We start from the raw sequence: 23,872 nt of genomic DNA, 5'->3' as shown, positions 1-23,872 counted from the left end.
TCCCGTCGCCGCCGGAATTGCGTTTCGTACTCTGCTGTTCTGCCAACCCCGATCGCACCGGTCACGGACGGAAACAACTAGGAGGACACGGTGTACTTCACCGACCGCGGCATTGAGGAACTCGAAGATCGTCGCGGTGACGACGAGGTCACGCTGGCCTGGGTCGCCGACCGAATGCGGGCGTTCGTCGACCTCAACCCCGACTTCGAGGACGCCACCGAACGCCTCGCCACGTTCCTCGCCCGCGACGACGCCGACGACGAGTAACCAGCCCCGAGGTTCGACCAGCACCGGGGCGACCGGTTGGTGACAGGAAGGTTCCCATCCCCTCGCCCCGGGCCGTTCCAGAGGCAAGCGCCGGCCTGCCGGTGACAGGAAAGTTCCCTTCCTGCCACGGCCGTCGGGCCGGCGGATGATCGAAAGGTTCCCTTCCTGCCACCCCACCGCACGTCCCGCACGTTGGTGACAGGAAGGTTCCCTTGCTCTCCCCGTCAGGCCCGGTAGCGGGTCAGGCTGCGGTGCAGCCGGTAGAGGTCGCCGGCGGCAACGGTTTCCGGGTGGTGGGTGCTGCTGGCGACTGCGGCCTCGTCGGCCCATTCCTCGTAGATCAGCACCCGGGTGCCGTCGACGCTGATGTGGAAGTGCGCGGCGATGAGCCCCGGCGGCAGCTCGGGCGTGATCCGGCCGCGCGCATCGTCGGCCAGCTGCCGCGCCTGCTCGATGTCCTCGGTGTCGTAGGTGAAAACCGCGACCAGATCGCCGCGTCCGGGCTCTGGTGCGACGACGCTGCTGTGCAGGCGGTACCTGACGAGGCCGGGGCGTTCGATGCCCGGCACGGCCTCGTCGATGCCGCGGACCAGCGTCGGCCGGTAGGTCCGGACGAATTCGCGGTGGGCGTCGTCGTCGGTCCACTGCGCGTAGTTCAGCACCGTGGTGCCGTCGTCGCTCATGAAGCAGTTCAAGGACAGGAATGCCGGCGGCCACGGCGCGACGCGCCATTCCGCGATCGTCGAGTCCACCGCGTCGCGCTGCCGCTGCGGGGTGCCCACGAGCCACGGGCTGACCAGGATCGTGCCGACGTCGGATCGGGTGATGTCGGGCATTTCGGTGTGGCCGGTCGTCATCGGGCCTCCTCGTGATCATCGGCTTCGACACGATCCTCGAACCTCCACCTAGGTAGAAGTCAAGTCCTCGCCGCCGCGAGCCCACCGGCCGCCGCGCGTGACAGGAAAGTTCCCATGCTCGCAGCCCTCCACGACGGCTGGTGACAGAAAGGTTCCCTTGCTCGCAGCCCCGCTCCGCGGCGCCCGGGGTGACAGGAAGGTTCCCTTCCACACCTCACAACGGCTGGTGCGGGCTTCGTCGTGACAGGAAAGTTCCCTTGCTCGCACCACCGCCGCGACCGCTGGTGACAGGAAGGTTCCCGTCCTCTCGCCCGGGGCTCGGCGGGGTGTTCTGGGCGGCTCCCCTGGCCGGGTGGCCGGGGATGCGGGGTGATCCCCCACGGAGTGACGTGCGCGGCGCCCGAGGCCGATGTGTGATCGCCTCTGCGCTGGCAATGCCACCGCACTACGGAGGAATCGATGCGACGTCTGCTTGCCAGCACCCTGCTCACCGGTCTCGCCGTGCTGGGCGCCGCCGGAACGGCCGCTGCCGCCGATGGCCCCCAACCGTCGGCGTCGGACCCGTTCCTCGCCGCGATCGTCGGTAGCCCGCAGGGGCCGAACCAGCAAACCCAGGTGAGCCACAACGAGCAGCACAAGCACCACCACGTGAACCAGCACCACGTGAAGACCTCTTCCCCGCATGGGCAGCAGGGCTTCTCCCACACGCACGAGCAGTCGTCGAACGGTTGACCAGCCGCCAACGCCGCGCCCCATTCGTCGAAGGCGGGTGGGGCGCCGTGCGCTGTGCAGCACCGCTAACCAGCCAGTGCAGAAAGTCGCGATGGACCTGCGCTGCGGCACCGGGCCAGACTCCACTGCGACAAGCATCGAGAGCGGAGGAACCTTGCGCGCTCTGGTGAAGACCTCACCCGCGCCCGGCCTGGAACTGGCCGAGCTCCCCGACCCGACCCCGGGCCCCGACGAAGTCGTGGTGCGGGTGATGCGCACCGGGATCTGCGGTACGGACCTGCACATCGCGTCGTGGGATGAGTGGGCCGCCCGCACCGTGCCGACGCCGCTGGTGGTCGGCCACGAGTTCGCCGGTGAGGTGGTGGCCATCGGCGCCGCGGTCACGCGGGCATCGGTCGGCGACTTCGTCAGCGGCGAGGGGCACCTGGTGTGCGGCCGCTGCCGCAACTGCCTCGCCGGCCGCCGCCACCTGTGCGCGCACACGCAGGGTCTCGGGGTGCACCGCAACGGCGCGTTCGCCGAGTTCGCGGTGCTGCCCGAGCAGAACGTCTGGGTGCACCGCGGCGACGTCGATCCGGACGTGGCGGCGATCTTCGACCCGTTCGGCAACGCGGTGCACACCGCGCTCAGCTTCCCCGTCGTCGGCGAGGACGTGCTGATCACCGGTGCCGGGCCGATCGGGCTGATGGCCGCGGGGGTGGCCAAGCACGCGGGCGCCCGGCACGTGGTGATCACCGACGTCAGCGAGCACCGGCTGGAGCTGGCCCGCCGCGTCGGGGTGGATCTGGCCGTGGACGTTTCGCAGACCCGGGTCGCCGACGCGCAGCAGCAGCTGGGCATGAGCGAGGGCTTCGACGTGGCGATGGAGGTCTCCGGGAAGCCCGAGGCGTTGCGGGAGGCCGTGGCGAACATGGCGCACGGCGGCCGGATCGCGATGCTGGGCCTGCCCGCCGAGGACTTCCCGCTCGACTGGAGCGCGGTGGTGTTCAAGATGCTCACCGTCAAGGGCATCTACGGCCGCGAGATGTTCGAGACCTGGTACTCGATGTCGGTGCTGCTGGAGTCCGGGCTGGACCTGAGCCCGGTGATCACGCACCGCTTCCCGTACACGCAGCACGCCGAGGCGTTCGAGACGGCCCGCAGCGGCCGCTGCGGCAAGGTCATCCTCGACTGGACAACGAAGGGGTCCGCCTGATGTACACGATCGCTGACGACGTCCGCGCCGAGCTGGCCGAGATCCGCGCCGCCGGGCTGTACAAGGACGAGCGGGTGCTGGACTCGCCGCAGAGCGCGAGGGTGGGCGTCGGCGGTGCCGAGCTGCTGAACTTCTGCGCTAACAACTACCTGGGGCTGGCCGATCACCCCGCGCTGCTCGCCGCCGCCGAGGAGGCGCTGGCGAAGTGGGGTTTCGGGATGGCGTCGGTGCGGTTCATCTGCGGCACGCAGGCCCCGCACAAGGAGTTGGAGCGGCGGCTCGCGGAGTTCCTGGGCACCGATGACACGATCCTGTACAGCTCGTGCTTCGACGCCAACGGCGGGGTTTTCGAGACGCTGCTCGACGACCGGGACGCGGTGATCTCCGACGAGCTCAACCACGCGAGCATCATCGACGGCATCCGGCTGTCCAAGGCCCGCCGCGGCCGGTACCGGAACCGGGACATGGCCGATCTCGAACGGCTGCTCAAGGAGAACTCCGACGCGCGGCGCAAGCTCGTCGTCACCGATGGCGTGTTCTCGATGGACGGCTACCTGGCGCCGCTGGACGAGATCTGCGCGCTCGCCGAGAAGTACGACGCGATGGTGATGGTCGACGACTCGCACGCGGTCGGGTTCACGGGCCCGAAGGGGGCGGGCACGCCGGACCTGTTCGGCGTCGCCGACCGGGTCGACATCATCACCGGCACGCTCGGCAAGGCGCTCGGCGGCGCCAGCGGCGGCTACGTGTCCGGGCGCGCCGAGATCGTCGAGCTGCTGCGGCAGCGTTCCCGGCCGTACCTGTTCTCGAACTCCCTCGCGCCGTCGATCGTGGCCGCTTCGCTGGCCGCGCTGGACCTGGTCGCCGCGCAACCGGAGCTGCGGGAGCGGCTGCGGGACAACAGCTCGCTGTTCCGCCGCCGGATGGCCGAAGAGGGCTTCGACCTGCTGCCCGGCGAGCACCCGATCATCCCGGTGATGATCGGCGACGCGGCGGAGGCGGCGCGGATGGCGGACCTGCTGCTGGAGGAGGGCATCTACGTCATCGGCTTCTCGTACCCGGTGGTGCCCAAGGGCAAGGCCCGCATCCGCACCCAGATGTCGGCCGCGCACAGCACCGAGGACGTGGAGCGGGCGGTGTCGGCGTTCGTGGCGGCCCGCGATCGGATGGGTACCATCGCCCGGTGATAGACCCCCGGCGGCTCCAGGTGCTCCGCGCGCTCGCCGACCACGGCACCGTGCGCGCGGCGGCGGAGAAGCTCTACCTGACGCCGTCGGCGGTGTCGCAGCAGCTCACCGCGCTGGAGAACGAGGTCGGGCAGCCGCTGCTGGTCCGGCAGGGCCGCCGGGTGCGGCTGACCGCGGCCGGTGAGCTGCTGGTCGAACACGCCAAGGCGGTGCTGGCGGAGCTGGAGCGCGCGGAGGCTAGCTTGGCGGCGTGCGCGGCGGGCACCGTCGGCACGGTCGAGGTGGCATCGTTCGCCTCGGCGATCACGCAGGTCGTGGCGCCGTCGATCGTCGCGTTGCGACAGCAGGCGCCGGACGTGCGGGTGCTGGTGCGCGACGCCGAGGCGCACAACAGCCTGATGATGCTGCTGGCCGGGGAGATCGACATCGCGATCTCGATGGAGTACACGTCGACGCTGCAGGCGGATGCTCGCCGGGTGAGCCGGTTCCCGCTGTACGCCGAGCCGTTCGACGTGGTGCTGCCGCCGAACCACCCGCTCGGTTCTGCCGCGGAGATCGCGCTCGACGCGCTGCGCGACGACGACTGGATCGCGCCGCTGCCGGGCAACCCGTGCCGCGCGGTGGCCCAGGTGTCCTGCGAGAACGCAGGGTTCGTCCCGAACATCACGCACACCTCGGACGACTTCCACGCGGTGGTGGCGCTGGTCGCGGCGGGCACCGGTGTCGCACTGGTGCCCCGCACCGCCATCGCGGCCGGCCTGGACGTGGTCGCACTGCCGGTCGCGGGCAAGCCGCCGACCCGCCGGGTCTTCGCCGCCGTCCAGTGCGGACGGGAGGAGCACCCGCTGGTCCGCGTCGTGCTGAACGCGCTGCTGACGAGCAAGGACCGCTAGGCCCACCCACCTTCCGAACCTTCGTCACGCCTGGGGTGACAGGAAAGTTCCCATGCTGCGATCCAGACCTGGGATGACAGGAAGGTTCCCATGCTTGCGCACCTGCGCCAGGGGTGACAGGAAAGTTCCCATGCTGCGATCCAGACCTGGGATGACAGGAAGGTTCCCATGCTCACGCTGCGGGCGGCGCTGCTCGGCCCTGGGGATCAGCGGGCTTCGAGAGACGCGATGCGAGCATGGGAACTTTCCTGTCACCGACGCGACGCGAGGATGGGAACTTTCCTGTCACCGACGCGACGCGAGCATGGGAACCTTCCTGTCACCGACGCGTCAGGGCAGGAGCAGGGTTCGGCCCGGTGTGGTGCGGGCTGCGATCGCCGCGTGTGCTTCGGCGGCCCGTTCCAGCGGGAAGGTCTGGCCGATGGTCGGTTTGATCCGCCCTGCCGCAGCCTCCGCCAGCGCGCGTTCGGTCACCCGCTTCTTCTGCTCCGGGGAAGGCTGGACGTCCAGCAGCCCCACCACGGCCACGTCGCGCCGCTGCGCTTCCGCCGGGTCGATCTCGGTGAAGTCGCCGCTGGCCGCGCCGTACGAGTAGAACCGCGCACCGTTGTTCGTCGTCTCGAACGCCGCGCGCCCGAGTGCGCCGCCGACACCGTCGAAGACCACGTCGACGCCACCGGTCAGCTCCCGCACCCGCTGTTCCCAGTCCGGCTTCGCGTAGTCGACCGGCTCGCCGCCCAACTCGCGAACCAGGTTCAGCTTCGCGTCGCCGCGCGCCGCGCCGATGACGTGGGCACCGGCCGCCCGCGCCAGCTGGACCAGCACCGAGGCCGCTCCCCCGGCGGCGGCGTTGACCAGGACGCGTTCGCCGGGCTGGATCCGGGCGTGCTCGGCGAGGAACAAAGCCGTGGTGGCGTCGTGCAGCAGCGCGACCGCTTCGCGCTCGCCCAGCCCATCCGGCACCGGGAGCAGCTCGGACTCGTCGACGACGACCAGCTCAGCGTAGGTGCCGCCGTTGCTCGTGCTGGCGACCACCGACCGCCCGATCCAGCTCAGGTCGACGGATTCGCCGACCGACACCACTTCTCCGGCCACGCCGTCACCGGGCACGTACGGCGGCGCCTGACCGAAGAACTCCTTGCCCCACCCCTCGCGAAGCTGGGTGTCCAGGAACAGGATGTCCACTGCGGACGCTCGCACGAGCACCTGCCCCGCGCCGGGTTCGGGATCCGCGACATCCGCCACTGCCAGCACTTCCGGCCCACCGAATTCCTTCACCTGCACCACGCGCATATCGCTCTCCTCCGTTGACTGCCAACAGCCTCCGACTTCGACTTAACTGGAGGTCAACACGCCGGCGCGGCGACAGGAAAGTGCCCTTGCTCACGCCTCCTGGAGGTGTGAGCAAAGGCCGGTGACAGGAAAGTTCCCTTGCTCGCGCGCGTCAGCCGACGCGCGCGCCCTTGCGCCAGACGGCGTGGGTGAGGGGCACGCCCGGCCGGTAGGCGAGCCAGGTCGTGCTCGGGGCATCGAGGACGTGGACGTCCGCACGCGCGCCGGGCCGGAGCACGCCGACCGCGCCGTCGCCGGTCTCCCGGCGCAGCGCCCGCGCGCCGCCCCAGGTCGCCGCCCGCACCGCCTCTTCGATGGTCATCCGCATCTGCAGCACTGCCGTCGCCACGCAGAACGCCATCGACGACGTGTAGGACGAGCCGGGGTTGCAGTTGGACGCCAAGGCGACCGTGGCACCGGCCTCGATGAGCGCTCGGGCGTCCGGCAGCGGCTGCCGCGTGGACAGGTCGCAGGCGGGCAGCAGCGTCGCCACGGTGCCCGAACCCGCCAACGCGTCCACATCGGACTCCGTGAGGTAGGTGCAGTGGTCGACGCTCGCGGCGCCGAGTTCGACGGCCAGCTGAACGCCCGGCCCGGGGCCGAGCTGGTTGCCGTGCACGCGCAGCCCCAGCCCGCGTTCCTTCGCCGCCACCAGGATTCGCCTTGACTGGTCGGCGTCGAACGCGCCCTGCTCGCAGAACACGTCGCACCAGCCGACGTGCGGTGCCACGGCGTCGAGCATCTCCCCGCGCACCAGGTCCGCGTAGGTGTCCGCGTCCTCGCCCGGCGGCACCAGGTGCGCGCCGAGGAACGTCACCTCGTCGGCTTCGGCGGCGATCTTCGCGGCGCGCAGCTCCTCGGCGACCGTCAGCCCGTAGCCGGTCTTGGTCTCCATGCACGTCGTGCCCTGCGCGGCGGCTTCGGCGATGTGCTTGCGCAGGTTGGCGGCCAGCTCCTCATCGGTGGCGGCCCGCGTCGCTTCCACTGTGACGGCGATCCCGCCCGCCTGGTAGGACTGCCCGGCCATCCGGGCGGCGAACTCCGCGGTGCGGTCGCCGGCGAACACCAGGTGCGTGTGGCTGTCGACCCAGCCGGGCAGGACCGCTCGCCCGGCCGCGTCGAACCGCTCGTCGGCTTCCGGCGCGGCGGCCGCGGGGCCGGCCCAGACGACCCGGTCACCGTCGATGACCAGCGCGGCATCGGTGAGCGTGCCGAGCTCGTCGTCGTTCGTCGTCAGCTCGCCGATTCCAGTAATAACAGTGCTTGTCATCGCTTCCTGATCCTCGTTCGTAGTACTCATGCGCGCAGCGCGGCGATCGCTTCGCCGAGCTCGCCCGCCGCGTCGATCGCTTCGTGCTTGCCGTCCTGCACGATCCTGCGCCCGTCGGCGATCACCACCCGGACGTCGTCGGCCCGCGCGACCGCCGGGACGGCCTCGGGCACGACTCCGGCCAGCCGGGTCGAGCCGAGGTCCACCGCCACGAAGTCGGCGCGGGCACCGGCTTCGAGCCGGCCCGCGTCGGCCCAGCCCAGGGACCGGTGCGCGGTCTCGGTGGCCATTGCCAGCAGCTCGGCGGCCGCGAAGTGCCCGCGGGTCTCGGTGTCCAGCCGCAGGTAGGACTCGACGGCCTGCACCTCCGCGAACGGGTCGATCACGGAGTGCCCGTCGCTGCCGACGGAAAGCGGGCTCCCCGCGACGGCCAGCGCCGCCGCCGGGCCGATCCCGTCGGCCAGGTCGGCTTCGGTCGTCGGGCACAGGCACACCCCGGTCGCGCTACCGCCCAGCAGCGCCACGTCGGACGCGGCCAGGTGCGTGGCGTGCACCGCCGTCACGCCGGGCCCCAGCGCGCCGCGCGAGTCCAGCAGCTGGGTCGGCGTGCAGCCGTGCGCCGCCAGGCACGCTTCGTTCTCGGCGCGCTGTTCGGACAGGTGCACGTGCAGCGGTGCTTCGTTCTCGCGCGCCCAGCCGGCCACTTCCGGGATCTCTTCCGCGGGCACCGCGCGAACCGAATGCAGCGCCGCACCAAGGCGAACCCGGCCATCGTCCACAGTGCACCGGTCGATCCGGTCGATCCAGCTCGTCGCCGAACCGTCCGAGAAGCGCAGCTGCACGCCGTCCAGCGGCCGCCCGAAACCGCCCGCCAGGTAGCACGTGTCCAGCAGGGTGAGCCGGATCCCCGCGTCCCTCGCGGCCTGCGCGAGGGCCTGGCCCATCGCGTTCGGGTCGTCGTACCGGGTGCCGTTCGCGGCGTGGTGCAGGTAGTGGAATTCGCCGACGCAGGTGATCCCGGCCAGCGCCATCTCGGCGTATACGCCGCGGGCGAGCCGGTAGTAGCTGTCCGGGTCCAGCACCTCCGCCACCCGGTACATCTGTTCGCGCCAGGTCCAGAAGGTGCCGCGCGCGCCGTCGTCCCCGCCGCGGAGCGCGCGGTGGAACGCGTGGGAGTGCGCGTTGGCGATGCCGGGCAGCGTCATGCCCGGGAGTTGTTCGGCGTGCTCCGGCGGGTTCTGCGCGGAGCCGACGGCGGCGATGCGGCCGGCGTCGACTTCGAAGAGCACGCCCCGCTGCGGTCCGCTCGGCAGCCAGGCCCATTCGCACCAGTAGGTGGTCAACCGCCTCACCCGGCCAGGTCTTCCAGGACCTGGGCGAGCGCGTGCGCGCCGGAATCGCAGTCGCCGGGCTCGGCGTGTTCCTCCGGGGCGTGGCTGATGCCGGTCGGGTTGCGCACGAAGAGCATCGCCGTCGGCACCTCGGCGGCGAGGATTCCCGCGTCGTGCCCGGCTCCGGTCGGCAGCGCCGGGGCGTCGCCGAGCAGGCCTGCGAGCCGGTCGCGGAACGCGGCGTCGAAGTGCACGGTGTCGCCGTAAGACTCCTCCGTCACCTCGACCTGGCAGCCCTCGGATGCGGCGAATTCCGCGGCCGCCCCGGACAGGTCCTCGACCATGGACCGCGTCGACCGGTCGTCCGGCGACCGCGCGTCCAGCCAGATGTCCACAGTAGACGCGATGACGTTGGTGCCGCCGGGGTTCGGGACCAGCCTGCCCACCGTCGCCCGGCCGCCGTCGACGCCCGCCGCGATCCGGCGGGCTTCGAGGACCAGCCGCGACGCGGGCAGCATCGGGTCGTGGCGGTCGGCGATCAGCGTCGCGCCGGCGTGGTTCCCCTGGCCGCTGAACCGGAACCGCCACCTGCCGTGCGCCAGGATCGACGACGCGACCGCCACCGGGCGGTCCAGGTCGATCAGCCCCCGGCCCTGCTCCACGTGCAGCTCGACGAACTGCCCGATGCTCCGCAGCGCCGCGTCGTCGCGCCCCAGCCTGGCCGGGTCCGCGCCGAAGGACCGCATGGCCTCGGCGAACGTCACGCCGTTCGGGTCGCGGAGCGCGCGGGCCCGGTCCGCGTCGATGGTCCCGGCCAGCAGCCTGGAGCCCAGGCACGGCACGCCGAACCGGCCGCCTTCCTCCTCGGCGAAGACGACCATCGCGAGCGGCTTCCGGGGCGTGAAACCCTTGGCCCGCAACAGATCCACCGCGCTCAGTGCGCTGACCACGCCGAGCGGGCCGTCGAACGCGCCGCCGCCGGGCACCGAGTCCAGGTGGCTGCCGGTCACCACCGCGTCATCGCCCGGCTCGCCCCACCACGCCCAGATGTTCGCGTTCTGGTCGGTGGTGACGCGCAGGCCGCGAGCCTCGGCCTGCTCGACGAACCACTCGCGCAGCTCCCGCTCGGCGTCGTCGAAGACGTGCCGGGAGTACCCGCCCCGGCGCCGGTCCGCGCCGACATCGGCGATGGCCGCCATCAACTCGTTCGGTCCCGCCACACCCGCTCCTTCCCGAACACCCGCGTCCCGGGCAGCAACCCGTCAGTTCCAGAGCTCGTGAGCGTTGCGACGAAAACGCTCACGAGTGCTCAGCCGACCAGGGGCGTGCGGACGCCGCGCTCGGCGGCGACCTGCTCCGCCCGGTCGTAGCCCGCGTCGACGTGCCGGATCACGCCCATGCCCGGGTCGTTGGTCAGCACCCGCGCCAGCTTCTGCGCCGCGAGTTCGGTGCCGTCGGCGACCGTCACCTGACCCGCGTGCAGCGACCGCCCCATGCCGACGCCGCCGCCGTGGTGCAGCGACACCCACGTCGCGCCGGAGGCCGTGTTGACCAGCGCGTTCAGCAGCGGCCAGTCCGCGACCGCGTCCGAGGTGTCGGCCATCGCCTCGGTCTCCCGGTACGGCGAGGCCACCGATCCGCAGTCCAGGTGGTCGCGGCCGAGCACCACCGGCGCCGCGAGCTCGCCGGAGGCCACCATCTCGTTGAACCGCAGGCCCGCCTCGGCGCGTTCGCCGTAGCCGAGCCAGCAGATCCGCGCGGGCAGCCCCTGGAAGGACACCCGCTCGCCGGCCAGCCGGATCCACCGCGCCAGGTGCTCGTCCTCGCCGAAGAGGTCGAGGATCGCCTGGTCGGTCTTGGCGATGTCGGCCGGGTCGCCGGACAGCGCCGCCCACCGGAACGGGCCCTTGCCCTCGCAGAACAGCGGCCGGATGTAGGCGGGCACGAAACCCGGGTAGGCGAACGCCCGCTCGTAGCCGCCGAGCTGGGCCTCGCCGCGCAGCGAGTTGCCGTAGTCGAAGACCTCCGCGCCGCCGTCGAGGAATCCGACCATCGCTTCCACGTGCTTGGCCATCGAGTCGCGCGCCCGCTCGGTGAACTCGTCGGGCTTCTTCGCCGCGTAGTCGGCCCAGTCGTCCACGTCGACGCCCAGCGGCAGGTAGGACAGCGGGTCGTGCGCGGAGGTCTGGTCGGTCACGATGTCGGCGGGCACGCCGCGCCGCAGCATCTCGGGCAGCAGCTCGGCGGCGTTGCCGATCACCGCGACCGAGTACGCGCGCCGCGCTTCCTTGGCCGCCACGGCCTTCTCGATGGCGTCGTCGAGGCTGTCGGCGACCTCGTCGAGGTAGCCGCCGTGCCGGACGCGGCGGTGCGCGCGTTCGGCGTCGCATTCGACGACGAGCGCGACGCCCTCGTTCATCGTCACGGCCAGCGGCTGCGCGCCGCCCATGCCGCCGAGCCCGGCGGTGATGGTCAGCGTGCCCGCTAGGCTGCCGCCGAAGCGGCGGGCCGCGATCGCGCCGAACGTCTCGTAGGTGCCCTGCAGGATGCCCTGCGTGCCGATGTAGATCCACGATCCGGCGGTCATCTGGCCGTACATCATCAGGCCGAGCGCGTCGAGGCGCCGGAACTCCGGCCAGTTCGCCCAGTCGCCGACGAGGTTGGAGTTGGCGATCAGCACCCGCGGCGCCCACTCGTGGGTCTGCAGCACGCCGACCGGCTTGCCGGACTGCACGAGCAGCGTCTCGTCCTCGCGCAGCGTCGTCAGTTCCCGGACGATCGCGTCGAACGACGCCCAGTTCCGCGCCGCCTTGCCGGTGCCGCCGTAGACGACGAGGTCGTCGGGCCGCTCGGCGACCTCCGGGTCGAGGTTGTTCTGCAGCATCCGCAAGGGTGCTTCGGTGCTCCAGCTCCGCGCGGTCAGCGTGCTCCCGCGCGGAGCGCGCACGGGTCGGGCTTCGCTCATGGCAACCTCCGGTCCACTGTGGAGTTCGTGAAGCCGGCGGCGGTGTCGCGCACCGCGCCGGAACGGATCAGCGCTTCGGCCGCCGCGATCTCCGGCGCGATGTGGCGATCGGGGCCGGGGCCCGGGACGCGGGTGCGCAGCAGGTCCCGCACGGCGCCGGTGGCCGGGCCCGGCTGCAGCGGCGCGCGCAGGTCGAGGGCGCGGGCGGCGGTGAGCAGCTCGACGGCGAGCACGGTCGTCAGGCCGTCGATGGCGCGGCGGAGCTTGCGGGCCGCCGACCAGCCCATCGACACGTGGTCCTCCTGCATCGCGCTCGTCGGGATGGAGTCGACCGACGCGGGCGCGGCGAGCCGCTTCAGCTCGGCGACCAGGCTCGCCTGCGTGTAGTGGGCGATCATGTGCCCGGAGTCCACGCCCGGGTCGTCGGCGAGGAACGCGGGCAGCCCGTGCGAGCGCGCGACGTCGAGCATCCGGTCGGTGCGGCGGTCGGACATGCTGGCGACGTCGGCCAGCGGGATGGCCAGGAAGTCCAGCGCATAGGCCAGCGGCGCGCCGTGGAAGTTGCCGTTGGACTCGACCCGGCCGTCGTCGAGGACCACCGGGTTGTCGATGGCTGCCGCGAGCTCCCGGTCGGCCACGGCCTCGGCATGGGCGACGGTGTCCCTCGCCCCGCCGTGCACCTGCGGCGCGCACCGCAGCGAGTACGCGTCCTGCACGCGCGTGCAGTCGGGGCCCTGGTGGCTCGCCACGATCGGCGAGTCCGCCAGCAGCGCCGACATCCGCGCCGCGGACACCGCCTGCCCCGGGTGCGGGCGCAGGCGCTGGAGGTCGGCGGCGAACACCCGGTCGGTGCCCAGCAGCGCCTCCACGCTCATCGCCGCGGTCACATCGGCCACGTCCAGCAGCGCGGACAGGTCGTGCAGCGCGAGCACCAGCATGCCGAGCATGCCGTCGGTGCCGTTGGTCAGCGCCAGGCCTTCCTTCTCCACCAGCACGACCTGCTCGATCCCGGCGTCGGCCAGCGCTTCGGCGGCCGGGCGGAGCCGCCCCGAAGCGTCGAAGACGTCGCCCTCGCCGGTGAGCGCGAGCGCGACGGACGCCAGCGGCGCGAGGTCGCCGGAGCAGCCGAGGGAGCCGTGCTCGTGCACCACCGGCACGATGCCCTCGTTGAGCATCGCCGCCAGCGCGTGCGCGGTTTCCAGCCGGACGCCGGTGCGCCCGGTGGCGATCGTGTGCAGCCGCAGCAGCATCTGCGCCCGCACCACCTCCGGCTCCACCGCCGGACCGGCGCCGGCCGCGTGCGACCGGACGAAGGACTGCTGCAGGGCCGCACGCCGATCGGCCGGGATGTGCCGCACGGCCAGCGCCCCGAAGCCGGTCGACACCCCGTAGGTGGGGCGCTTCTCGGCGGCGAGGGCCTCGATGTGCTTGCGCGTCGCGACGATGCCCTGTTCGGCGAGCTGGGTCAGTTCCACCCGCGTCGCGGCGCGCGCGACGGCCACGACCTGCTCGCGGTGCAACGGCTCCGGACCAACATTCAGCATGTCGTCCTGCATATCTCCATACCAGCGCGACGGCGCTACCGGCAGAAGCCCGGATGGGGTGAGAATGTCTGGAATACGAGACCGGAACCCGAATGGAGGCGGTCGTGGGCGGTAGCAGCGACGTGCCGGCGCTGCGGCGCGGGCTGGCCATCCTGCGGGTCCTCGCGGGCCGCGCCGGGCCGGTGTCGGCCGGGGTCATCGCCCGCGACCTGGACCTGCCCAGGTCGACGACCTACCACCTGCTGGCCGAGCTGGTCGCCGCCGGCTTCGTGACCCACCTGCCGGAGGAGCGGCGCTACGGGCTGGGCATGGCGGCCTTCGAGCTCGGCTCCGCCTACCTGCGCCACGACCCGCTGGAACGCCTCGCCGGGCCGCTGCTGCGGCGGCTGGTGGACCAGGTCGGCCGCACCGCGCACCTGGGCGTCCTGCACGGCGGCGAGTCGCTGTACCTGATCAAGGAGCGGCCGTCGCAGCCGCAGACGCTGGTCACCGACGTGGGCGTCCGGCTACCCGCGCAGCTGACGGCGTCCGGGCGCGCGATGCTCGCGCACCTGCCCGCCGCGCACGTGCGCGCACTCCTGCCGTCCAGCGAGCGGTTCGTGCTGCGCACCGACCGCGGCCCGCGGAACCTGCCCGAACTGCGCCGGCTGCTCTCGGCGGAGCGCCGCCGCGGCTGGGCGGTCGAGGACGGCTTCGTGACGGCGGGCTTCGCCTCGGTGGCGTGCGCGGTGTTCGACCACGGCGCACGTCCCATCGCGGCGATCAGCGTGACGTTCCGCCACTTCTGCGACACCCCGGGTGGCGGACCCTGCGCCGAGACCTGGCCGGACCTGGCCGCCCAGGTCCACCACGCGGCAACGGAGCTGACCACCAGGATCAGCGGCCGCACCGCCTGACGGCACGGATGCATGCAGCAAATGCATGCTAGCGTGGACGCATGACTAGCGTGCAGGTCAGAAATGTTCCCGACGACGTCATGGACGCGCTGCGCGCTGAAGCCGAGGAACACGGGCTGTCGCTCCAGCAGCATCTGCTTTCCGTGCTGGAAGAGCACACGGCGCGAACCCGGATGCGGAACATGTTCGCTCAGCTCGACGCGGTTCTCGGCGACGAGCCGATGCTGACCAAGGACGCCGCAGAAGCAGTCCGCGAGCTTCGGGACGAACAAGACGCGCGCGACGCCGACCGCGCCGAGGGGCACTCATGAGCACCGCTGTGATCGACGCCAGCGTCTGGTGCGACGCGCTGCTGCCCGGCGAACGCCGCGCGGCGGCGCGAGCAGCGCTCGAGTCGTACACGAAACTCGCCGCGCCTGAACACCTGCGCTTGGAAATCGCAAACGTCCTGCGCCGTCATGCGCGGAACGACCTCAGCGACGTCCAGGCATCGGCGGTGCTCAACGTCATCCGGGAAATGGCGATCGAAGTCGTTCCCACGGCCGACCTGCTACCGAGGGCGTGGGAGCTCCGCGGCAACCTCACGGCTTACGACGCCGCCTACGTCGCGACAGCGGAACATCTCGGCGCCCCTCTCCTCACGCGGGACAAGGGCCTGCTCGCGCAGGCCGGACTCGTGCGCTGCGCGATCCAAGCCGTTTGACCGGTCATGAGTGCGAAAGCGATCTGGACCCACTTTCGCAGCCACCAGGATCAGCGGCCGCACCGCCTGGGCGGCGTTGATCTCCGCCTTCGAAGCGGCGCAGCCGCTTAGCCCACCCTCGCAGCTTGCACCGCCGCGGGTTCTCAGGGGCCTTCTCGCGAGGACAGCCCCGACTTGGCATTCATGAGTCGGGGATCCCACAGCGAGAAGGCCCCTGTAATTCCCGCAGGGGGGCCGCCACCCGCACCGCCACGCAAAGCGAGCCTGGCACACCTGAAATGTCAGAGGCCGGCCGAGGCGACGAATTCCTTGGCGACGTCCGCCGGGTTGGCCTTCTCGACCTCCAGCTTGCGGTTGAGCTCCGTGAGCTTGTCCGTGTCGAGGGCCTTGGACACCTTGTTCAGCGCTTCCGCGTGCTGCGGGGTCAGCTTCCCCTTGTGCACCAGCGGAACCACGTTCTGCGCCGGGAACATGTTCTTCGGGTCGTCCAGCTTCACCAGGTTGTTCGCCGCGATCTGCGACGAGGTGGTGAACAGGTTCGCCACCTGGATCTGCCCGGCGGTCAACGCGTTCACCGTGATGGTGCCCGCCTCCACGGGGCGGATCTCCTTGAACCGGCAGCCGTAGTCCTCCGCGATCTTGGTCTCCCAGCGGGACTTCCACTCCGCGGGCGCGCCGAGCACGAACTCGCCGCAGCGCGGCCCGAGGTCGGCCATCGAGCGCACCCCGGTACCGGCGGTGGCCGCGGTGACCGTCAGCACGTCGGAGTCCTCCGCCGGGGACTGCTCCAGCAGCTCCATCTCGCCCGGCACGACCTTCTTCAGCTGGTCGTAGACCTGCTGGGTCTCGGTCGCCGGCGACTGCGGGTCCAGGTACTGCAGCAGGTTGCCGGTGTAGTCGGGAACCACCGCCAGCTCGCCGTTGCGCACCGCGTTCACGTAGAACTCCCGGGCGCCGATGCGCGGCCGGGTCTCCACCTCGGCGCCGGTGGTCTTCAGCGCCTCGGCGTAGACGTGCATCAGCAGCTCGCTCTCGGCGAAGTCCGCCGAGCCGACCACCAGCGCGCCACCGGCGGCGTCCCGGTTGGCCTGCAACGGGTCCTGCGAACCGCAGCCGGTCAGCAGCAGCGCCGCCGCGGCGGCGCACACCAGCAACCGCTTCATCAATCCTTACCTCCTCGTCGGGCGGCCAGCACCAGACCGCGCGGCACCAACAGCCGGGTCGCGCCGGCCAACACCAGGTCGAGCAGGACCGCGAGCACCGCGATGACGATCGCGGCCGAGGCCATCTGCGCGTAGTTGCTGATCTTCAGGCCGTCCAGCAGGATCCGCCCCAGCCCGCCGAGCCCGACGTAGGCGGCGACGGCCGCGGTGGCGACCACCTGCAGCATCGCGCTGCGCACCCCGCCGAGCAGCAGCGGCAGCGCGGTCGGCAGCTCCACCTGCCACAGCCGCTGCATCGGCGTCATGCCCATGCCCTTGGCCGCGTCGACCGCGTCGGCGGGCGCGTTGCGGACCCCGGCGTAGGCGCCGGAGAGGATCGCCGGGATGGCGAGGATGACCAGCCCGGCCAGCGCCGGGCCTTCCCCTAGCCCGAATCCCAGCACCAGCAGCGTCACCACGCCCAGCGTCGGCAGCGCACGCATCGCGTTGCTGATCCCCACCACGAACACCGCGCCGCGCCCGGTGTGTCCGATGTAGACACCCAGCGGGACGGCCACCACGGACGCGACGGCGACCGAGAGCACGCAGTAGTACAGGTGCAGCAGCGTTTGCGCCGCGATTCCGCCCGGCCCCGTCCAGTGCGCCGGGTCGGTCAGCCAGGCGATCAGCGAGCCGATCATGCGCCGCTCACCCCCGCCCGCGCCCACGGCGTCAGCAGCCGCCACAACGCCACCAGCAGCAGGTCGACCACCAGCGCCAGCAGCACGGTCAGCACGATGCCCACGATGATCTGCTCCGGGTAGTCCAGCTGGAACCCGGCGGTGAACAGCCGCCCGAGGCCGCCGATTCCGACCAGCGCGCCCACGCTGACCAGGCTGATGTTGCTGACCGACGCGACCCGGACGGCGGACGCCAGCACCGGCACCGCCAGCGGCAGCTCCACGGCCAGGAACCGCCGGCCGGAGCGGTAGCCCATCGCGGTCGCGGCGGTGACGATGTGCGCGGGCACCGATTCCAGGGCGTCCCGGACCGGCCGCACCAGCAGCGCCGCGGTGTAGAGCGTCAGGGCGATGATCACGTTGATCGAGGACAGCAGCGGCGTGCCCAGCAGCCCGGGGATGATCACGAACAGGGCCAGCGACGGGATCGTGTAGAAGATGTTGGCGCTGCCCTGCAACAGGCCGCGCAGCCAGCGCACCTGCTGCGCGAGGCGGCCCAGCGGCAGCGCCACCAGGACGCCGAGCAGCAGCGGCAGCAGCGAGAGGTAGATGTGCTGGCCGAGTTGTTCGAGCACCATCTCCCGGTTGCTGGGGCTGCCGAAGAAGTCGATCATGTCAGCCCTTCGCCGTCCGCGCGGCGGTGCTGCTCGATCAGGCCGAGCACGTGGTCGGCGGTGATCACGCCGACGTACCGGCCGTCGCCGTCGACGACGACGCCGAGACCCGACGGCGTGGACAACGCCGCGTCCAGCGCTCCGCGCAGCGGGGTGTGCCGGGTGTGCAGCGAGCCGCCGGCGACCAGCTGCTCCTCGGCCAGCTCACCATCCACAGTGGAGCCCGGCGGGAGCCAGCCGCGCGGCCGGCCGTCGCCGTCCAGCGCGAGCCGCCAGCGCTGCTCCGGCGCCACCCGCGTCCCCACCTCGACCGTGGCCACCGGTTTCGGGCTCAGCCCGTCGGAGTCCACGAAGGACAGTCGGCGGTAGCCGCGGTCCTTGCCGACGAAGGAGGTCACGAAGTCGTCGGCCGGCTCCGCGAGCAGGTCGTCGGGCGCGGCGTACTGGACGAGGTGCCCGCCCTGGCGCAGCACCGCGACCTTCTCGCCCAGCTTCACGGCCTCGTCGATGTCGTGCGTGACGAACAGGACCGTCTTGTCCAGCTCGTCCTGCAACCGCAGCAGCTCGTCCTGCAGGCCCTCGCGCACGACCGGGTCCACGGCGCTGAACGGCTCGTCCATCAGCAGCACCGGCGGATCGGCGGCCAGCGCCCGGGCCACCCCGACGCGCTGCTGCTGACCACCGGAGAGCTGCGCCGGGTAGCGCTTGCCCAGCTCCTGCGACAGCCCCACCAGCTCCAGCAGCTCGCTCGCGCGCCGCCGCGCCTCCTGCTTGCTGCGACCGTCCAGCACGGGCACCGTCGCCACGTTGTCGAGGACGTTGCGGTGCGGGAACAGCCCGGCCTGCTGGATCACGTAGCCGATGCCGCGGCGCAGCTGCGCGGGATCGCGCCGGCGGACGTCTTCGCCGCCCACCAGCACCGTTCCCGACGACGGCTCGATCATCCGGTTCACCATCCGCATCAGGGTGGTCTTGCCGCACCCGGACGGCCCCACCAGGACGGTGATCGTGCCAGCCCCCACCGACAGGCTCAGCTCTTGGACGGCGACAGTGCCGTTGTCGTACTGCTTGCGCACGGCCTGGAACTCGATCAACCGAGCCCCCTCGTAGATCGTCGCGGTCCCCCAAACCTGGCCGACCCTAGCTCGATCGGCCGAATCGTGCGATCGGCTGAGACCATCGCGTGATCTTCTCGACAGCGCGCTCCCACGCTCTGGGAACCTGCGCGGCAGCGGCCGCGCGGGGCACGCCGTAAGGTTGAGAACCCGATGAACACTGCTCAGCACCCCGCAACTCCCGAGCCCGTCGACGCCGTGCAAGCGGTGCTCGCCGAAGCCGGAGTCCTCGCCCGACGGCTGCGCGAAGTCCTCGCCCAGCTCGCCGAAGGCGCGCTGCCGCTCGACGAGCTGATCCGCCGGACGGCCGTCACGCGGCGCACGGTCGAAGACCTGATCGCCACCGCCGGCCCCGACGTCGAAGCCTCCGGCGAGACGTACCGGCTGACGCCGGAGGCCCGCGACCGCTACCGGCAGCGCTTCGCGCTGGACGAGCTGCGCCCCGCCGCGCCCACCGGCGCCGAGCAGCTGGCGAAGATGCGCGAGTTCGTCGAGAGCGGGCCGGCGCCTACGGCGGCGCTCGACCACGTGACCGCTACGCCGGAAACGGCGCTGCGCCGCGCCGAATGGCTGCGCGACACCTACGACCTGCGCGGCGCGCAGGTGCTCTGCCTGGGCGACCACGACCTGACTTCGCTGGCGTTGAGCATCGTCGTGCCGTCGGCGTCGGTGACCGTGGTGGACGTCGACGAGCGCATCCTGGAGCACATCGACTCGGTCTCGGCCGAGCACGGCTTCGCCGTCCGCACGATGCACGCCGACCTGCGGTTCGGGGTGCCGCCGGTGCTGGAGAGCAGCGCGGACCTGGTGTTCACCGATCCGCCCTACACCCCGGAGGGCATCGGGTTGTTCGCCACCCGGGCCGCCGAGTGCCTGGCCGGCCCGAACAGCCGGCTGCTGATCGCCTACGGCTACAGCCCGCGGACGCCGGCGCTGGGGCACAAGGTGCAGCAGGAACTGCTGCGGCTGGGCATGGTGTTCGAGGCGATCCTGCCCCGGTTCCACCGGTACTTCGGCGCGCAGGCCATCGGCAGCGCCAGCGACCTGTACGTGTGCCAGCCGACCGCGCACACCCGCAAGCTGGCGCTGCGCCAGGCGCCGGGGATCTACACGCACGGCCCGCAGTCGGTGGAGGCGCTGGAAGCCTCCGCGCCCGCGGAGTTCCTGGAAGCGATCGGCGAGCGGGTCGGCGGCCCGGTCACGTCGCTGCGAGACCCCGGCTGGCCCCGGCCGATCCGGCAGCAGCAGGGCGCGCCGGTGTTCGACCTGCGGGCCGATCCGGGGCCGTGGCTGCTGCGGATGTTGTTGGCCTGCAACGCCGAACGCGCCGGATTTGTGGTGCCGAACAACCACCCGGACATCACCAGCGAACGCGCCCAGCACGCCATTTCCGAGCTGGTCGCGGGGAAGTACCGGCTGCGGTTCCACCGCAGCAGCCCGGACTCGAAGCACGCGATCCTGGTGGCGGACCTGGTCGACACCCCGACGGTGGCGCACCACCTGCTGACCCGGGCGCATGGCAAGGTCGGCAACGTCTGGCGGGAGGCGCTGATCGCGCGCTCCGAGGCGGACCTGACCAAGCGCGAAGCCAGGGAACGGGTCGCCGCGCTCGCCCCGAACGCGGCCGACCTCGAACTGCGCCTGATCGACCTGCCCCGCCACCGGATCGCCGACCTGCTCCGCGCCGCGACACCGTAACGGCCCTGCATCCCCTGGGACACCAGGACGTTCAGCGTTTCCGCTGGTAACGGGGGTCGTGAGCGTGTTGGACCGCTATCGCGATCCAACACGCTCACGACCCCGGACCTGCGGAAACGCTGCTGCGGTCAGGCTCCCGGGATCGGCACGGGGCCGCGTTCGAGGAGATCGCGGAACTCGCGGGCCGGGATCGCCTTCGAGAACAGCCAGCCCTGGTAGGCGTCCACGCCGACGCCGCAGAGCACGTGGAACTGCGTCGCGGTCTCCACGCCCTCGGCGACGCACTGGCGGCCCATCGCGCGCGCCATGTCCACGACCGCCCGCGCCACCGCGAAGTCCGAGGCGTCGCCGCCGACGCCGGCGACGAACCGGCGGTCCACCTTGATGATCTGCGCCGGCAGGTCCTTCAGCCGGGCCAGCGACGAGTAGCCGGTGCCGAAATCGTCGACGGCGAACCGCACGCCGCGCGCCACCAGCTCGCCCATCTCGTGCCGGGTCCGCGACGGCAGGTCCACCAGCGCCGTCTCCACCAGCTCCAGGATCACCCGGTTCCAGGCGATGCCGGTCTCGGCGACGATGTCGGCGACCCCGTCGACGAACTCCGGGCCGCCCGGCACCAGGCCCGCCAGGTTCACCGCGACGCCGACCGGGCGGCCGTTGCGGGCCGGCCACGTCGCCGCCTCCCGGAGCGCGGTCCGCAGCACCCAGCGGTCCAGCTCGCGGAGGAGGTCGCCCTGCTCCGCGACCGGCAGGAACGCGTCCGGCGCGAGCATCCCGCGATCCGGGTGCGGCCAGCGCACCAGCGCCTCGGCGGTGACCACCACGCCTTCGGAGTTCACCACCGGCTGGTAGTGCAGGACGAGCCCGTCGTTGTTCAGCGCCTCCCGCAGCTGGCCCTCCAGCTGCAGCTGCCGGTCCGCCGAGGCCATCAGCGCGGGGCTGGCCAGCGAGACCTTGCCGGTGCCGCGGCGCTTCGCCTCGAACATCGCCGCGTCGGCGAACCGCAGCAGGTCCTCGCCGCCGGCCCCCGATCCGTTGGGCACCGCGGCGCCGATCGACGACGAGACCCGGATCAGCTGGCCGTGCACCGGCACCGCGGTGCGCAGCAGCCCGGACACCCGGGTCGCCAGCGAGTCGACGCCGCCGACGGCCTCGATGTCCTGGCAGATGATCACGAATTCGTCGCCGGACAACCGGGCCGCCGTGCAGCCGTCTGGCAGCCCGCCTTCGAGCCGCCGGGCCAGCGCGACCAGCAGTTCGTCCCCGGCGTCGTGGCCCAGTGAATCGTTTACCCGTTTGAAGTTGTCGATGTCGCAGAACAGCACCGCGACGCGGTGCGAGTCGGCGCGCCCGAGCAACCCGAGCAGCAGGTCCTTCACCGCCGCGCGGTTCGGCAGCCCGGTCAGGTCGTCGTGGGTGGCCTGGTAGCGCAGGGCCTCGGCCGCGCGCCGCCGCTCGGTGATGTCCTGGAAGACCACCAGCCAGAACTGGGTGCCGTCGTCCTGCACCGACGAAGACGTGTGCAGCTCGCAATACACCGGCTCGCCGTCGGAGCGCACCAGCACCCGCTGCGGCACCCGGCGTCGGAGGCCGGGCCGCTCGCTCGGCGTGGGCAGGCCTGTCTGCCGCTCGTCGGGGTGGGTGATCTGGGGCACGGACATGCCGCGCAGCTGCTCCAGCCGGTAGCCGAGCAGGTCGCACAGCGCGTCGTTGGCGTCGACCAGCCGCTCGGCCCGGTCGAACAGCCCGATCCCGACCGGCGTGATGTTGACCAGGTCGCTGAAGCGCTGGCTGGACCGCTCCATGCGGGTCACCACCGCGCGCTGCTCGGTGACGTCCTGCACGGTGCCGACCATGACGACTTCGCCGTCGGCGTCCTTGATCGCGGTGCCGTGCAGCCGCAGGATCCGCATCGTGCCGTCGATCCGCACGTAGCGGTGCTCGACCTCGATCGGTTCGCGCCGGTCGATCAGCGGTTCCCACGCCTGCCGGACCCAGTCCTTGTCGTCCGGGTGCACCCGCTCCAGGTAGGTGTCGAAGGTGACGTGCGCGGTGGTCGGCTTGCCGATGATCTCGTGCAGCATCCGGGACAGCCGCATGGCGTCGGCCCGCGGATCCCACTCCCAGGTGCCGAGCCGGGCGATCCGCTGCGCGTCCTGCAGCTTGCGCCGCTCGTCGCGGAGCTGGCGTTCCAGCGCCCGGTGCTCGGTGACGTCCTGGACGGTGCCCTGCACCCGCTCGATCCGGCCGGAGCGGTTGTACTCGGCGCGGCCGGTGCACAAGTAGATCCGTTTGCCGGGCAGGTCGCGGAGCTCGACCTCCAGCAGTTCGCCCTCGGGCGCGGAGAGCACGTCGGCGTAGAACTGGGCGGCGCGGTCCACGTCCTCGGGATGGGTCGCCGAGATCATCGAGCCGGCGTCGGTGGCGTTCTCGGCGCCCGAGCCGCCGAGGAACTCGGCGAGCACCGGGCTGCGGTAGAGCTCACCGGTTTCCGGGTAGAACACCCAGCTGCCGACCTTGGCGATGCGCTGCGCCTCGATCAGCCAGCGCCGCTCGTTGGAGTTGGCGGCGTCGGCCGCCGCCGGTGCCGCCTCGGTGAGGTCGGAGACGTCCGTCAGCACCGTGACGCGCAGCTGCTCGTCGTCGGCGTGCGGCCAGCTCAGCGGGCGGACCGGGATCCGGCCGGTGCGCGTCCGCAGCATCGACACCACGCCATCGCGGGACACGAGGTCCGCGAGGCGGCAGCCGATCAGCGCGTCGGGGCCGGTCTCGCCGGCGAGTGTCGCGGCCTGTTCCGTCGCCCGCACCACGATGCCGTCCGCGGTGCTCAGCAGGGCCGGTGCGGCCGGCAGCGGGACGAGTTCGAACGTTTCGGCGCAGGCGCCGGCCAGCCCGAGACCACCGGAGGCCGTCCGGTTCCGCTCGCTCCGCTCGGTCAACTGCACCCCTCCTGCGTGGCGGCCGCGCGGCCGCCTATTCCGGACGCCGGATCCGCCACTGACGAGTGACGTGAGACACAGCGATCCGTGCGGCCGACCTTACCGGTCTATGCACCCGCGGTAACGCCATGGTGCCGGGGCATCTGACCGGTTCCCTGGAGTGGTGACAGCCGTCGCCCGACATGATGACGCCGACAACCGAAATCCGTTTGCCGCCGCCGATGCGACGGGGCCGGGGGAGCCGCTGCTGGCTCCCCCGGCCCCGCTGCACGCCAACCGAACCTACCGCCGTCCGGTCAGGTGGCAACAGCTTCTATTGCTCATGCCTTCGCGACTCCGTCGGCCCGCGCCGCCTTCGCGACGGCCGCGCTGACCTCGGGCGCCACCCGCGGGTCCAGCGGGCTGGGCACGATGTAGTCGGCGCTGAGGTCGTCGGCGGCGACGGCCGCGAT

General features: G+C 71.9%; 21 protein-coding genes and 1 pseudogene. 9 read left to right on the top strand and 13 right to left on the bottom strand.

Annotation, left to right across the window (positions count from 1 at the left end):
- Positions 1 to 90 precede the first annotated feature (90 nt).
- The gene (locus tag AB0H93_RS19995) at positions 91 to 267 is read left to right on the top strand and encodes a DUF6104 family protein (RefSeq protein WP_010304877.1); all 177 of its coding nucleotides are present in this window, start codon (positions 91 to 93) and stop codon (positions 265 to 267) included.
- Between the two features lie 224 nt (positions 268 to 491).
- On the opposite strand, the gene AB0H93_RS19990 is transcribed toward AB0H93_RS19995, so the two are convergent.
- A complete protein-coding gene (locus AB0H93_RS19990) occupies positions 492 to 1,124 on the bottom strand; it encodes an antibiotic biosynthesis monooxygenase (RefSeq protein ID WP_358574381.1) in 633 nt (210 codons plus the stop codon).
- Positions 1,125 to 1,583: 459 nt separating this feature from the next.
- Here AB0H93_RS19990 and AB0H93_RS19985 point away from each other — a divergent pair, with 459 nt between their 5' ends.
- From AB0H93_RS19985 to AB0H93_RS19970, 4 genes are all read left to right on the top strand, one after another.
- Complete coding sequence (locus AB0H93_RS19985; protein ID WP_358574379.1) at positions 1,584 to 1,856, top strand: hypothetical protein; 273 nt, start codon at positions 1,584 to 1,586, stop codon at positions 1,854 to 1,856.
- A gap of 154 nt (positions 1,857 to 2,010) precedes the next feature.
- Entirely contained in the window at positions 2,011 to 3,051 is a 1,041-nt protein-coding gene (gene tdh, locus AB0H93_RS19980; protein WP_132489744.1) for an L-threonine 3-dehydrogenase, read from the top strand.
- Positions 3,051 to 4,238, top strand: a complete 1,188-nt coding sequence (locus AB0H93_RS19975) for a glycine C-acetyltransferase (RefSeq protein WP_358574378.1) — start codon at positions 3,051 to 3,053, stop codon at positions 4,236 to 4,238. Before tdh ends, AB0H93_RS19975 begins: the two co-directional genes overlap by 1 nt.
- Entirely contained in the window at positions 4,235 to 5,131 is an 897-nt protein-coding gene (locus tag AB0H93_RS19970; protein ID WP_358574377.1) for a LysR family transcriptional regulator, read from the top strand. The genes AB0H93_RS19975 and AB0H93_RS19970 overlap by 4 nt, the downstream gene beginning before the upstream one ends.
- A 330-nt stretch (positions 5,132 to 5,461) precedes the next feature.
- Here AB0H93_RS19970 and AB0H93_RS19965 read toward each other — a convergent pair whose 3' ends face one another.
- The 6 genes from AB0H93_RS19965 to hutH form a co-directional block, all read right to left on the bottom strand.
- The gene (locus tag AB0H93_RS19965) at positions 5,462 to 6,424 is read right to left on the bottom strand and encodes a zinc-binding dehydrogenase (protein WP_358574375.1); all 963 of its coding nucleotides are present in this window, start codon (positions 6,422 to 6,424) and stop codon (positions 5,462 to 5,464) included.
- A gap of 151 nt (positions 6,425 to 6,575) precedes the next feature.
- Positions 6,576 to 7,733, bottom strand: a complete 1,158-nt coding sequence (gene hutI, locus AB0H93_RS19960; RefSeq protein WP_358574374.1) for an imidazolonepropionase — start codon at positions 7,731 to 7,733, stop codon at positions 6,576 to 6,578.
- A 26-nt stretch (positions 7,734 to 7,759) separates the two neighbouring features.
- Positions 7,760 to 9,076, bottom strand: coding sequence for a formimidoylglutamate deiminase (locus AB0H93_RS19955; protein WP_358574373.1), 1,317 nt, complete (start codon positions 9,074 to 9,076; stop codon positions 7,760 to 7,762).
- 5 nt (positions 9,077 to 9,081) lie between these two features.
- Positions 9,082 to 10,263: an allantoate amidohydrolase gene (locus AB0H93_RS19950; RefSeq protein WP_358574626.1), complete on the bottom strand. Its 1,182-nt coding sequence runs from the start codon at positions 10,261 to 10,263 to the stop codon at positions 9,082 to 9,084.
- Between the two features lie 110 nt (positions 10,264 to 10,373).
- Positions 10,374 to 12,029, bottom strand: coding sequence for a urocanate hydratase (hutU, locus tag AB0H93_RS19945; RefSeq protein WP_358574372.1), 1,656 nt, complete (start codon positions 12,027 to 12,029; stop codon positions 10,374 to 10,376).
- Positions 12,026 to 13,585 carry a histidine ammonia-lyase gene (hutH, locus tag AB0H93_RS19940; protein ID WP_358574370.1) on the bottom strand — a complete coding sequence of 520 codons (1,560 nt, stop codon included), beginning with the start codon at positions 13,583 to 13,585 and terminating at the stop codon, positions 12,026 to 12,028. The genes hutU and hutH overlap by 4 nt, the downstream gene beginning before the upstream one ends.
- A gap of 92 nt (positions 13,586 to 13,677) precedes the next feature.
- Between hutH and AB0H93_RS19935 the strand changes: the two genes are divergently transcribed.
- From AB0H93_RS19935 to AB0H93_RS19925, 3 genes are read left to right on the top strand one after another with little or no spacing between them, the layout of a single operon-like run.
- Positions 13,678 to 14,469, top strand: a complete 792-nt coding sequence (locus AB0H93_RS19935) for an IclR family transcriptional regulator (RefSeq protein ID WP_358574369.1) — start codon at positions 13,678 to 13,680, stop codon at positions 14,467 to 14,469.
- A gap of 41 nt (positions 14,470 to 14,510) precedes the next feature.
- Positions 14,511 to 14,780 carry a hypothetical protein gene (locus AB0H93_RS19930; RefSeq protein ID WP_358574368.1) on the top strand — a complete coding sequence of 90 codons (270 nt, stop codon included), beginning with the start codon at positions 14,511 to 14,513 and terminating at the stop codon, positions 14,778 to 14,780.
- An 8-nt stretch (positions 14,781 to 14,788) separates the two neighbouring features.
- Entirely contained in the window at positions 14,789 to 15,172 is a 384-nt protein-coding gene (locus AB0H93_RS19925) for a type II toxin-antitoxin system VapC family toxin (protein WP_358574366.1), read from the top strand.
- Positions 15,173 to 15,453: 281 nt separating this feature from the next.
- Here AB0H93_RS19925 and AB0H93_RS19920 read toward each other — a convergent pair whose 3' ends face one another.
- Genes AB0H93_RS19920 through AB0H93_RS19905 form a run of 4 tightly spaced genes read right to left on the bottom strand, consistent with a single transcriptional unit; the run spans position 15,454 to position 18,762 of the window.
- Complete coding sequence (locus AB0H93_RS19920; protein WP_358574365.1) at positions 15,454 to 16,335, bottom strand: ABC transporter substrate-binding protein; 882 nt, start codon at positions 16,333 to 16,335, stop codon at positions 15,454 to 15,456.
- Entirely contained in the window at positions 16,335 to 17,015 is a 681-nt protein-coding gene (locus AB0H93_RS19915) for an ABC transporter permease subunit (protein ID WP_358574364.1), read from the bottom strand. The genes AB0H93_RS19920 and AB0H93_RS19915 overlap by 1 nt, the downstream gene beginning before the upstream one ends.
- Positions 17,012 to 17,668: an ABC transporter permease subunit gene (locus AB0H93_RS19910; protein WP_358574362.1), complete on the bottom strand. Its 657-nt coding sequence runs from the start codon at positions 17,666 to 17,668 to the stop codon at positions 17,012 to 17,014. Before AB0H93_RS19910 ends, AB0H93_RS19915 begins: the two co-directional genes overlap by 4 nt.
- On the bottom strand, positions 17,665 to 18,762 hold the full coding sequence (locus AB0H93_RS19905) for an ABC transporter ATP-binding protein (protein ID WP_358574361.1): 1,098 nt from the start codon (positions 18,760 to 18,762) through the stop codon (positions 17,665 to 17,667). Before AB0H93_RS19905 ends, AB0H93_RS19910 begins: the two co-directional genes overlap by 4 nt.
- A 174-nt stretch (positions 18,763 to 18,936) precedes the next feature.
- Here AB0H93_RS19905 and AB0H93_RS19900 point away from each other — a divergent pair, with 174 nt between their 5' ends.
- Complete coding sequence (locus AB0H93_RS19900) at positions 18,937 to 20,481, top strand: bis-aminopropyl spermidine synthase family protein (protein WP_358574360.1); 1,545 nt, start codon at positions 18,937 to 18,939, stop codon at positions 20,479 to 20,481.
- Between the two features lie 128 nt (positions 20,482 to 20,609).
- On the opposite strand, the gene AB0H93_RS19895 is transcribed toward AB0H93_RS19900, so the two are convergent.
- Positions 20,610 to 23,426, bottom strand: a complete 2,817-nt coding sequence (locus AB0H93_RS19895) for an EAL domain-containing protein (RefSeq protein ID WP_358574359.1) — start codon at positions 23,424 to 23,426, stop codon at positions 20,610 to 20,612.
- 314 nt (positions 23,427 to 23,740) lie between these two features.
- Positions 23,741 to 23,872 (bottom strand): annotated as a pseudogene (locus AB0H93_RS19890) (NAD-dependent malic enzyme); the annotation flags it as partial.

This window comes from Saccharopolyspora sp. NPDC050642 (assembly GCF_040654735.1).
In the GTDB taxonomy this organism is placed as follows: domain Bacteria; phylum Actinomycetota; class Actinomycetes; order Mycobacteriales; family Pseudonocardiaceae; genus Saccharopolyspora; species Saccharopolyspora elongata.
Note: the sequence above shows the minus strand (reverse complement) of the source record. Positions and strands in the feature narration are given on the sequence as shown.

Excerpts from the sequence above, each read along its gene's own strand:
- AB0H93_RS19990 (WP_358574381.1), bottom strand. The coding sequence starts at position 1,124 with ATGACGACCGGCCACACCGAAATGCCCGACATCACCCGATCCGACGTC.
- AB0H93_RS19985 (WP_358574379.1), top strand. The coding sequence starts at position 1,584 with ATGCGACGTCTGCTTGCCAGCACCCTGCTCACCGGTCTCGCCGTGCTG.
- AB0H93_RS19975 (WP_358574378.1), top strand. The coding sequence starts at position 3,051 with ATGTACACGATCGCTGACGACGTCCGCGCCGAGCTGGCCGAGATCCGC.
- AB0H93_RS19965 (WP_358574375.1), bottom strand. The coding sequence starts at position 6,424 with ATGCGCGTGGTGCAGGTGAAGGAATTCGGTGGGCCGGAAGTGCTGGCA.
- hutI (WP_358574374.1), bottom strand. The coding sequence starts at position 7,733 with ATGACAAGCACTGTTATTACTGGAATCGGCGAGCTGACGACGAACGAC.
- AB0H93_RS19950 (WP_358574626.1), bottom strand. The coding sequence starts at position 10,263 with ATGGCGGCCATCGCCGATGTCGGCGCGGACCGGCGCCGGGGCGGGTAC.
- hutU (WP_358574372.1), bottom strand. The coding sequence starts at position 12,029 with ATGAGCGAAGCCCGACCCGTGCGCGCTCCGCGCGGGAGCACGCTGACC.
- hutH (WP_358574370.1), bottom strand. The coding sequence starts at position 13,585 with ATGCAGGACGACATGCTGAATGTTGGTCCGGAGCCGTTGCACCGCGAG.
- AB0H93_RS19930 (WP_358574368.1), top strand. The coding sequence starts at position 14,511 with ATGACTAGCGTGCAGGTCAGAAATGTTCCCGACGACGTCATGGACGCG.
- AB0H93_RS19920 (WP_358574365.1), bottom strand. The coding sequence starts at position 16,335 with ATGAAGCGGTTGCTGGTGTGCGCCGCCGCGGCGGCGCTGCTGCTGACC.
- AB0H93_RS19915 (WP_358574364.1), bottom strand. The coding sequence starts at position 17,015 with ATGATCGGCTCGCTGATCGCCTGGCTGACCGACCCGGCGCACTGGACG.
- AB0H93_RS19910 (WP_358574362.1), bottom strand. The coding sequence starts at position 17,668 with ATGATCGACTTCTTCGGCAGCCCCAGCAACCGGGAGATGGTGCTCGAA.
- AB0H93_RS19900 (WP_358574360.1), top strand. The coding sequence starts at position 18,937 with ATGAACACTGCTCAGCACCCCGCAACTCCCGAGCCCGTCGACGCCGTG.